Genomic DNA, 9,127 nt, shown 5'->3' with positions numbered 1-9,127 from the left:
AACTTCTTGATGGGTGTCGGGGAGGAAATATCGGGCATGTCGGGAATAGTCCATTAAGCCTGGCACTGGCACTGGTCCGTGGTGTGGGTGCAGCTTCGAAAGCCTTGTCGTGGTTGGATGATTAGGGTCAGGTGCGGCCGGCTATCACGCGGGCTCGGTCAATGGCGCAGGCGCGCCTTGCGCTTTGCTGTAGCGGTTCTGCGGTACGGCAATGCCCAGATGGCCGCGCAAGGTACTGGCCTCATAGTCGCTACGAAACAGGCCACGCTCGCGCAGGATCGGCAATACCTCATCGGTAAAACGGGCGAATTCACTCGGCGCGCCGACGTGGATGTTGAAACCGTCAACGGCCTCTTCCTGAAACCAACGCTCGATTTCATTGGCAACTGTCAAGGCCGAGCCTGCGAAGTTGGAGAATGGCCGGGTAAAGCGCAGGGCAGTTTCGCGCAGTGTCAGGCCTTGCTCACGAGCCACCCGTTTGATGCGTTCGGCATGTCCGCGATAGCCGTTGCTACCCAGTTCGCCCAACTCGGGGAAGGGCGCATCCAGGTCGTATTGTTTGAAGTCGTGGTAGTTGAATGGCCGCCCCAACTGGACCAGAGCCTTGTTCAGGTCCAGCTCGCCGTCACGTTGGCGCTGGAGTGCCTGAGCCTGTTCGTCGGTGTCGGCGATGATGGGCGTGATGCCCGGGAACAGCAGCACTTGCGCCGGGTCTCGCCCTGCTTGTGCGGCCCGTTGCTTGATATCTGCATAGTACTCGCGAGCGTCTTCGAAGTTGTCGACCCCGGCGAAGATGCCTTCGGCGATATCGGCGGCCAGACGCCGGCCGGATTCGGAAATACCTGCCTGAAAGATCACCGGTTGGCCCTGCACCGAGCGGGAGATGTTGAGTGGCCCAGTCACCGAGAAGAACTCGCCGCGATGGTCCAGGCGATGCTGTTTGCCGGGGTCGAGAAAGCGCTTATGCGCCTTGTCCCGTGGGAAGGCGTTGTCCTCGTAGCTGTCCCACAGGCCCTGTACGACCTGCACATGTTCGCGCGCCCTGCGATAGCGCTCGCCGTGGTCGATATGCTGCTCACGGCCGAAGTTGCCCGCGGCGCCCTCCAGCCCGGTGGTGACCACATTCCAGCCGGCGCGACCGTGGCTGATCTGGTCCAGGGAGGCGAACTGACGGGCGACGTTGAAAGGCTCGGTGTAGGAGGTGGTCAGGGTGGCGACCAGGCCGATTTTGTCCGTGGCGCCGGCCAAGGCCGAGAGCAGGGTGAGCGGCTCCAGGCGATTGAGAAAATGCGGCGCAGACTCGGGGGTGATATAGGGGCTGTCGACGATAAAGACAAAATCGAAACGAGCGGCTTCGGCGGCTTGCGCCTGCTGTTTGTACCACTCGATGTCGATACTAGCATCGCCTGGGATTTCCGGGTGCAGCCATTCCTGCTGGTCTGTGCCGACGCCGGTCAGAATGGCGCCAAAATGCAGCTGACGTTTACTCATGGTGTTAAATCCCTTTACGGTTGGGTTTCGATGGGCTGACTGAACGGTTGTCATGGCGGGCTACGGGTGTGCGTAGGCCTAGGTGATCACGCAAGGTGGTGCCTTGGTATTCGCGGCGGAACAGCCCGCGACGTTGCAGCTCGGGCACCACTTTCTTGAGGAAATCTTCGGCGCCGCCTGGCATGTAGGGCGGCATCACCACGAAGCCGTCGGCAGCGCCTTCGAGCAGCCATTGCTGCATCTGGTCGGCCACGCTTTGCGGGGAGCCGACCATCTTGGCGAAGCCCAGACTGGAGGCGTACCAGCGGCCCAGTTGCTCAAGGGTCCAACCCGCCTCGATGGCGTTGCCGATCACCGTGTCGAAGCGGCCCTTGCTGCCACGGATGTGTTCGCGGATATCTGGAACCGGAGCCTTGGGGTCATGCTGGGCAAGGTCGTAATTCATGCTGGCGGACATAAAGGCCAGCCCGGCGATTGGCAGGATCAATTCATCCAACTCGGCCGCCAGGGCCTGGGCTTGTTCATCGGTGTCAGCGATGACCGGGTACAAGCCCGGAAGAATCTTGACGTCGCCGGGCTGCCTGCCCGCAGCGACCACTTGTTCTTTAAAGGTGGCGTAAAACGCCTTGGCTTTTTCTAGCGTCGACTGGACCGGGAAGATCACCTCGGCATTGGGCGCCGCCAAGTCCTGGAACGCCGATGAGACCCCGGCCTGAATCAGCACCGGATGGCCTTGGGGCGGGCGCGGCAGGTTCAGGGGACCGCGCACCTTGAACCAGTCGCCCTGGTGATCGGCGTAATGCAGGCGCGTGGCATCGGCATAACGACCGCTGGCCTTGTCGGCCAGCACGGCGGCGTCTTCCCAGGTCTCCCACAGGCCGCGTACCACATCGAGGAATTCGCCCGCCTTGGTGTAGCGCTCGGCGTGGCCCAGATGCTGGTCCAGGCCGAAGTTGCGGGCCTCGCCATCGTTGACTGAGGTCACCGCATTCCAGGCAGCGCGACCGCCACTGAAGTGATCCAGCGTGGCGAATTGCCGGGCCACGTGAAACGGTTGGTGGTAGGTGGTGGAAACCGTGGCGCCCAGGCCGATGCGCCGGGTCAGTAAGCTGAGTGCCGACAGCAGTGCCAACGGCTCCGGCGAACCGGTGGCGCGCCAGGTCACTGCGGCCTCGAACGAGCCGCCGTGGATGTCATCCAAGGCCAGTTTGTCGGCCACAAACAGCATATCCAGCTTGGCGGCCTCAGCCTGTTCGGCCAGGCGCTGGTAGTAGCGGATATCCAGGGCATTGCCTGTTTCGGCCTGGGGCAGGCGCCACCCGGCCAGGTGTGATCCGGCATGGCTGACGAACAGCGCCAGATGCATTTGACGACTCATGTTGACCTCAAGGGGCAAGGGGGCTACCGGCAGTCGAGTGGGTTGTTCTCAGTTGGCGACGGCTTCGGTTGGTGCAAGGAGGCCATGATGATGCGGTTCGGCAGCGTCAGATTGCCCAATGCGGCGGGCTGGTAGAGAAGAGGGGTTACGGATGACATGAATACATGCTCCTGGTGGTCGTGGGTGCGTCCTCCGCCAAGCATGGGGTCGGTCTGTGAAGTGAAAGTATTCCTATAAAAAACCGGAGTGAAGGTCTTTTTTGGAATAAGCTAATTATGAATTATTGTTATTTTGTCTTTCTATAAAATAATTTATTTTTATTGTTGATGGCTGCCATAAAGGAGACAGCCTGAAGCTTCTGGTATGTGAGGCAGTAAATAAATATGCGTACTATTTATAGATTTTTAATATATAAATTATTAATATGCATATTAGTATATAACTAAAAAATTCTTCCAATCCATCGCTTATGCACATATCGTGATTAAAAGGCAGACCGCTTTCCAGCCGGATGCCAAACCTAACGTGGCATAAAGGCTGGAACCTCACCGCATGACAGTCCACCCCTTCGAACACTTGCTGGACTCCCTTCCCGTATCAAACTTCTGCCTGACAGGAGTGGCCGCGTGATAAATGAAAAATTACGAATTGCCAAAGTGCTGATGATCATTGCCAGCATCGGATTCTTATCCGCATGCTCGCCTTCGGATGACAAGGATAAAGGCAATACTCAAGCCGCCGCGGTCAAACCGGCGACGGTCAAGTGGGCCTACTCTCTGCCTACCTCATGGGACCCTGTGACCAGTCGCACCGGCGCAGACATCAACACGATCAGCCTTCCTTACGCTTCACTTACACGGCTGGACAATGCGGGAGCGGTACAACCCTCATTGGCGAAAAGCTGGGTGTACAACGAAGACGGTACCCGGATTACATTTGAACTGCGCGACGGTCTCACCTTCACCGATGGCACGCCGCTCGATGCCAATGCCGTCAAGGCGTTCTTCGAGCGCGGTAAAAATCAAAAAAACTCGTTCCTTAAGGATCAACTGGCTGAAGTCCAGAGCATAAGCGCTGAAGGCGCCACGAAGGTCACGCTTCGTTTGAGCGAGCCGAACTATCAGATTCCCTATTTGCTGGCCGGACGTACCGGGGCTATTTCCAGCCCAGCCGCAGCCGAAAAAGACCTCGGCAAGTTGAGTCTGTGGCCGGTTGGGGCAGGTCCGTTCAAGATGGTGGATTTCGTTACCGAGTCCCATGCGTACTTTGAGAAAAACCCGAATTATTGGGACGCCGCCAACATCCACATTGATCGACTCGAACTGACGGTGACGCCAGATTCATCCACCCTCGTGGCCAGCGTCCTTTCCGGATCGATCGACATTGCCAGCCTGCCCGCAAGAAAGGTCAAGGAGGCTAAAGCCTCGGGGCTGGACGTTACGATCGCGCCCTCCCTTTCAGTCCGGGACATATCGATCAATTTGAACAAAGCGCCGTTCACGGACCCAAGGGTTGTCGAGGCGTTTCGCTACGCCTTCAACCGTCAGGAGTTCATTGACGTCATTACAGCTGGAACTGGCTCGATAGTGCATCAGCCTTTCCCGCAGGGACATCTGGCCTTCAATCCAGAGATCGAGAAACTCTGGAGCTACGACCCTGATCGAGCGATCAAGCTGCTCGCAGAAGCCGGTTACGGGCCAGGAGATCTTTCGATCGTCATCACCAACAGCGCATCGGCCGATGAAAACTCGGCGGAGCTCTTACAATCCCAGCTGGCGAAAATTGGCGTCAAGTCGGTCATCAAGCTGGTGCCACCGGGATCTTCCACCTGGCAAAGTGAAGTTTATATCGCCAAGACACCACAGCTGGCGTTGGACGGTACCATCGGTCGAGAGTCGCCGGTCCAGAACCTTCTTGCCGTCTACGGCCCGGACGGAATCATGAATCTGAGTGGCCCGCATGCCACCGATGAGTTCGTGGATGCGCTGCGTGTTGTTCGCAAAACACCTCTTGATAACCCGGACTATCAGCGCGTGCTGTGGGCGGCCGAGGAGATCGGAGTCAAGCAGTCACCCACGAATTACATTTATGCCAACCCGTGGGTGATCGTCTCAAGTCCGAAGTTGAAAAACTTGAACATCCAGCCATCCCAGGTCCGCTGGGAAGGTGTGACGGTCAAATGATTTCAGGGGGGAGGGTGCGCTCAGTCAGTCCCGCAGGGTTACAGCAACAAGGAGTTCTGGGTGAGCGGTAATAACTACAGGGGCGCGGCGAGGACAAATGCGCCTAGCGCATGGGCGATACGCCGCCGTCATGCAAAAACCTTCCTGCGCTGGGTGGTGTCCAGCGTTGTGATCATCGTTCCGGTCTTCTTGTTTTCAACGCTGATTACCTTTGTGTTGGGCGCCGCAAGTGGGCTCAACCCCGCAGCCGGTATCGCTGGCGACAGTGTTACTCCTGAGATGATCACGCGGATCAACGCAGATCTTGGACTCGACAAGCCCTTGTATCAGCAATACCTGTCCTGGATGCAAGGAATCCTTACCGGCGACCTTGGTACTTCCTGGTTCAATCAAGTCCATGTTTCAGAACTTATCCAGCAAAGGCTGGCCGTCAGCATCTCCGTCGCAGGCATGGCGTTGTTGATCGGCATCGTGTTCGGGGTGTTTCTCGGCATTCTGGCGGCTGTAAATCAAGGCAAATGGATTGACCGAGCCATTACTGGGCTGACAACGGTCATTTCCACTCTTCCGGCCTTTGTCGTGGCTATCGCATTGATCCTGATATTCAGCCTATGGCTGCGTTGGCTTCCCTCTGCGGGGTATGTCTCGCCGAGCGAAAACTTCACCGTCTGGTTGAAGTTGATCACCATGCCCGCCATTGCCCTGAGTGTCGATGTGGCTGCCGAGTTGGCCCGACAGCTGCGCACCGGTCTTGTGTCGACCCTTTCCGAAAATTATGTGGTCGGGGCCATTGTCCGAGGGCTCAGTTGGCCGCGAATCCTCTTTGTCCATGTGCTGCGCAATGGTGCTGGTCCCGCGCTGTCGATCCTCGGAATGAAGATTCCCACGCTGCTCGGCGGAGCCGTCGTGACTGAAACCATTTTCACGATGCCGGGGCTGGGCATGTTATCGGCAGATTCGGCCCTGCGGGGCGACGTGCCAGTCGTACAGGGCACGCTGGTGATCTCGATTGCGTTCGTGCTCGTTGCGAACGTCCTTATCAATATTTTGCAGGGCGCGCTCCAGCCCGCTTCGAGGCGCAGACCATGACCGGCATGTTACGAAGACTCTGGTACTACCCCAGTGCCAAGGCTGCGTTCGTGATTCTTGCGATTGTAGTTTTCCTGACCGCTTTCGGACCTCTACTGGCACCCCAGGATCCTTTGGCGCAGCACACCAACTCCATGCTTCAAGGGCCATCTGCGCACTATTGGCTAGGTACTGACAGCCTCGGGCGCGATGTTTTCAGCCGACTGTTGGCAGGCTCGACACTTTCTGTTCTAGCCGCGTTGCAGTCTGTGGTGATCGCGATTGTGCTGGGCGTGTTGCCAGGACTGTTGTCAGTTTACTTGGGGCGGACTTTTGAGTGGTTTACCCTGCGCTTTATCGATGCGCTGATCACGCTGCCTTTTCTGGTGTTCGCAATCGCCATGACTGCGCTGCTGGGCAATGGTCTTGTACAAGCAATGTTCGCGGTGGGCATTCTCATCACTCCGGCCTTTTTCAGAGTGAGCCGAGCGGCCGCACTTTCGGCATACAACGCGCAGTACGTCGAGGCGGCAGTGCTCATGGGCGCCTCGACCTGGTGGATTATCGTCCGTCATGTATGGCTCAAGGTAATACCCGCCGTGGCAGTAACGACAGCCTCCATGACGGGTGCGTGTCTGGCCATCGTCGCGTCGCTGACTTTCCTCGGCATCGGTGTGGTGCCTCCCGAGCCGACGTGGGGAGGGCTGCTCGCGACGGATCTGAAGAACCTCTACGACCGGCCGTTCGGTCCGCTCGCGCCAGCAGGCATGATCATCGCAACCGTATGGGCGTTGAATGCCTTGGCTGATGTCATGCGTGATGTGGGCGGAAAACGTCAACCTGACAAGCGCGTCACAAGTCGCAGCAGTAAGAAAAAGGCCATCCGCCGTAATTTGGCCGATCAGGACGAGCGTCCTGTAGCTGCAAGGGAGACTGCTGATGTCTAGCCAACTGAATATCCCGTCCGGCGTTGTGCCTGAGCCGCTGTTGTCAGTGCGCAATTTACAGGTGGGTATTGTCGGCGCAAAACGACTGGTCCATGGCGTCAGTTTCGAACTTCACGCAGGCGCAACCTTGGGTATCGTCGGAGAATCCGGAAGCGGTAAGTCGCTGACGTGCCACGCCCTGTTAGGCATTCTGCCCACTGGCCTGGCAGTAACAGGCGGATCTGCGTTGTACCGGGGAGCCGATTTGACCCGTCTGAACCGACGCGGCTGGAAACCCCTGAGGGGAACCCGGATTTCTGCCGTGTTCCAGGACCCGGCCTCTTACCTGAATCCCTCCATCCCGGTCGGCCGGCAGTTGGCTGAGGCTTTACGCTGCAGCTTGAAACTGTCCCGCTCGCAGGCGCGTGAACGCGGGCTTGAACTGTTGAAAAAAATCGGCCTGCGTCATGCAGAAGCAGTGTATTGCCAATACCCGTTCGAGCTTTCCGGGGGGATGTTGCAGCGGGTGCTTATCGCTATCGCCGTCTGCGCAGGCCCCGAGTTGTTGATCGCCGATGAAGCGACCACGGCCCTGGATGTCACGGTCCAGGCTGAGGTGCTTGATCTTCTGGCAGAGCTCAAGCGTGAACTGAACCTTGCATTGGTTCTTGTCTCCCACGATCTCGCTGTCGTGGCCCAGGTGTGCGATCAGGTCATTGTCATGCGCCATGGCGTAATAATCGAAGCCGGGACAACGGCCCAGGTACTCGCTGATCCAAAGCATCCGTACACCCGATCCCTGGTGGACAACCATCAGGAATATGGGCTTGAGAGATTTCTTGAAAGGGAGATGGAAGATGCTTGACGACCTCGATTCACAAGCTCCTCAGCGCGCGAGCCCCCTTCAGGATGACGACACTTTGCTGCTGCGCCTGCGCGGGCTTGAGGTCAGCTACGGCTCCGGCGTGGAGAAAAAACGCATTCTTCACTCAATCGATCTGGATGTGTTCAAGGGTGAAACGGTTGGGCTGATCGGCGAAACGGGCTCTGGCAAGACGACGCTGGTCCGCTCGGTACTCGGCGCGGCGCCTATGACTGGAGGAACGATCAACTTTGCGCAGGTTGAAATCAGCGCACTGAAGGGCCGCGCACTACGCAACTTTCGACGTGGCGGCAGGCTTCAATATGTCTTTCAGGACCCGCTGCTGAGTCTCGATCCGGACGTATCTGTAGGTGACTCAGTGGCTGAGGGGCTTCGCATTCAGGCCGAGCTCAATCAGGAGGCAATCAGCAAGCGCGTGGCCGCAGCGCTGGAAAGCGTCGGTCTGGACTCAGAGATTGCGATTAGGCATCCGCGAGAGCTTTCTGGAGGGCAACGACAACGTGTGGTGATCGCCCGTGCGCTGGTGCTCGAGCCCACACTGTTGCTGCTTGACGAACCGGTGAGTGCACTGGATTCAGCCAGTCGGGTTCAGATTCTTCGCTTACTGAAAACCCTGGGACGCGAGCGGGGTATCGCCCAAGTGTTCGTGTCCCATGATCTGGGGTCCGTGGCAGGGATCGCCGACCGCATCGTGGTGCTCTATCGAGGGCACATTGTTGAGTCGGGCCCCACGATGCAGGTTTTGCGCTATCCGCAGCATCCTTACACGCAGTTACTGGTCGGCTCCGCTCCCTCGTTGACCGGTGGTGCCGCCGACCGCAAGCGGCGAAACGAGCTGCGCGAGGCGTTAGCGGACGATGCGTGAAAGCCGCAGCAATTTTGCTTTGGTGACCGCGCTGGCAGTGGATCGCAAGGATATGGCTCGCGAATATCGGCGCTTCAACTACGCCCATATGCAACACCACACAGTCTTCGATGTGTTGATCAATCGCCAGGGCGCCCTCACCAATACGGGTAATTTTTATTACTCAATGGCTTCATATGGCAGCCCGACGTAATTCTCCGCAATGCTCTTGCGCCCGGCGTCCGAACCCACGAAATAGTCAAGTTCGGTTTGCTGGATACGTTGACCAAAGGCATCGGTGTCGGGAAAACGGTGCAGCAGCGAGGTCATCCACCAGGAGAAACGCTCGGCTTT

At 58.0% G+C, this 9,127-nt stretch carries 8 protein-coding genes and 2 pseudogenes; 6 read left to right on the top strand and 4 right to left on the bottom strand.

Going from position 1 to position 9,127, the window contains the following annotated elements:
• Positions 1-144 precede the first annotated feature (144 nt).
• From M0974_RS05595 to M0974_RS05585, 3 genes are read right to left on the bottom strand one after another with little or no spacing between them, the layout of a single operon-like run.
• Positions 145-1,491, bottom strand: a complete 1,347-nt coding sequence (locus M0974_RS05595; protein WP_297833804.1) for an LLM class flavin-dependent oxidoreductase — start codon at positions 1,489-1,491, stop codon at positions 145-147.
• A gap of 4 nt (positions 1,492-1,495) precedes the next feature.
• Positions 1,496-2,869, bottom strand: a complete 1,374-nt coding sequence (locus M0974_RS05590) for an LLM class flavin-dependent oxidoreductase (RefSeq protein ID WP_297833800.1) — start codon at positions 2,867-2,869, stop codon at positions 1,496-1,498.
• Between the two features lie 23 nt (positions 2,870-2,892).
• The gene (locus M0974_RS05585; RefSeq protein WP_297833797.1) at positions 2,893-3,027 is read right to left on the bottom strand and encodes a hypothetical protein; all 135 of its coding nucleotides are present in this window, start codon (positions 3,025-3,027) and stop codon (positions 2,893-2,895) included.
• A gap of 468 nt (positions 3,028-3,495) precedes the next feature.
• Here M0974_RS05585 and M0974_RS05580 point away from each other — a divergent pair, with 468 nt between their 5' ends.
• From M0974_RS05580 to M0974_RS05555, 6 genes and pseudogenes are all read left to right on the top strand, one after another.
• Positions 3,496-5,052, top strand: a complete 1,557-nt coding sequence (locus M0974_RS05580; protein WP_297833794.1) for an ABC transporter substrate-binding protein — start codon at positions 3,496-3,498, stop codon at positions 5,050-5,052.
• A gap of 60 nt (positions 5,053-5,112) precedes the next feature.
• The gene (locus M0974_RS05575) at positions 5,113-6,141 is read left to right on the top strand and encodes an ABC transporter permease (protein ID WP_367278962.1); all 1,029 of its coding nucleotides are present in this window, start codon (positions 5,113-5,115) and stop codon (positions 6,139-6,141) included.
• Positions 6,138-7,067: an ABC transporter permease gene (locus tag M0974_RS05570; protein WP_297833791.1), complete on the top strand. Its 930-nt coding sequence runs from the start codon at positions 6,138-6,140 to the stop codon at positions 7,065-7,067. Before M0974_RS05575 ends, M0974_RS05570 begins: the two co-directional genes overlap by 4 nt.
• Positions 7,060-7,911 carry an ABC transporter ATP-binding protein gene (locus M0974_RS05565; RefSeq protein WP_297833789.1) on the top strand — a complete coding sequence of 284 codons (852 nt, stop codon included), beginning with the start codon at positions 7,060-7,062 and terminating at the stop codon, positions 7,909-7,911. Before M0974_RS05570 ends, M0974_RS05565 begins: the two co-directional genes overlap by 8 nt.
• Complete coding sequence (locus M0974_RS05560) at positions 7,904-8,794, top strand: ABC transporter ATP-binding protein (RefSeq protein ID WP_297833787.1); 891 nt, start codon at positions 7,904-7,906, stop codon at positions 8,792-8,794. Before M0974_RS05565 ends, M0974_RS05560 begins: the two co-directional genes overlap by 8 nt.
• 13 nt (positions 8,795-8,807) lie before the next feature.
• Positions 8,808-8,930: pseudogene (locus M0974_RS05555) on the top strand (GntR family transcriptional regulator); the annotation flags it as partial.
• A gap of 23 nt (positions 8,931-8,953) precedes the next feature.
• Here the strand turns inward: M0974_RS05555 and M0974_RS05550 are convergent.
• Positions 8,954-9,127: pseudogene (locus tag M0974_RS05550) on the bottom strand (4-hydroxybenzoate 3-monooxygenase); the annotation flags it as partial.

The organism is Pseudomonas sp. (assembly GCF_026224925.1).
Classification (GTDB): Bacteria; Pseudomonadota; Gammaproteobacteria; order Pseudomonadales; family Pseudomonadaceae; genus Aquipseudomonas.
The sequence above is the reverse complement of the archived record's forward strand: the minus strand, read 5'-3'. Positions and strand labels throughout refer to the sequence as shown.

Excerpts from the sequence above, each read along its gene's own strand:
- M0974_RS05590 (WP_297833800.1), bottom strand. The coding sequence starts at position 2,869 with ATGAGTCGTCAAATGCATCTGGCGCTGTTCGTCAGCCATGCCGGATCA.
- M0974_RS05585 (WP_297833797.1), bottom strand. The coding sequence starts at position 3,027 with ATGTCATCCGTAACCCCTCTTCTCTACCAGCCCGCCGCATTGGGCAAT.
- M0974_RS05570 (WP_297833791.1), top strand. The coding sequence starts at position 6,138 with ATGACCGGCATGTTACGAAGACTCTGGTACTACCCCAGTGCCAAGGCT.
- M0974_RS05565 (WP_297833789.1), top strand. The coding sequence starts at position 7,060 with ATGTCTAGCCAACTGAATATCCCGTCCGGCGTTGTGCCTGAGCCGCTG.
- M0974_RS05560 (WP_297833787.1), top strand. The coding sequence starts at position 7,904 with ATGCTTGACGACCTCGATTCACAAGCTCCTCAGCGCGCGAGCCCCCTT.
- M0974_RS05595 (WP_297833804.1), bottom strand. The coding sequence starts at position 1,491 with ATGAGTAAACGTCAGCTGCATTTTGGCGCCATTCTGACCGGCGTCGGC.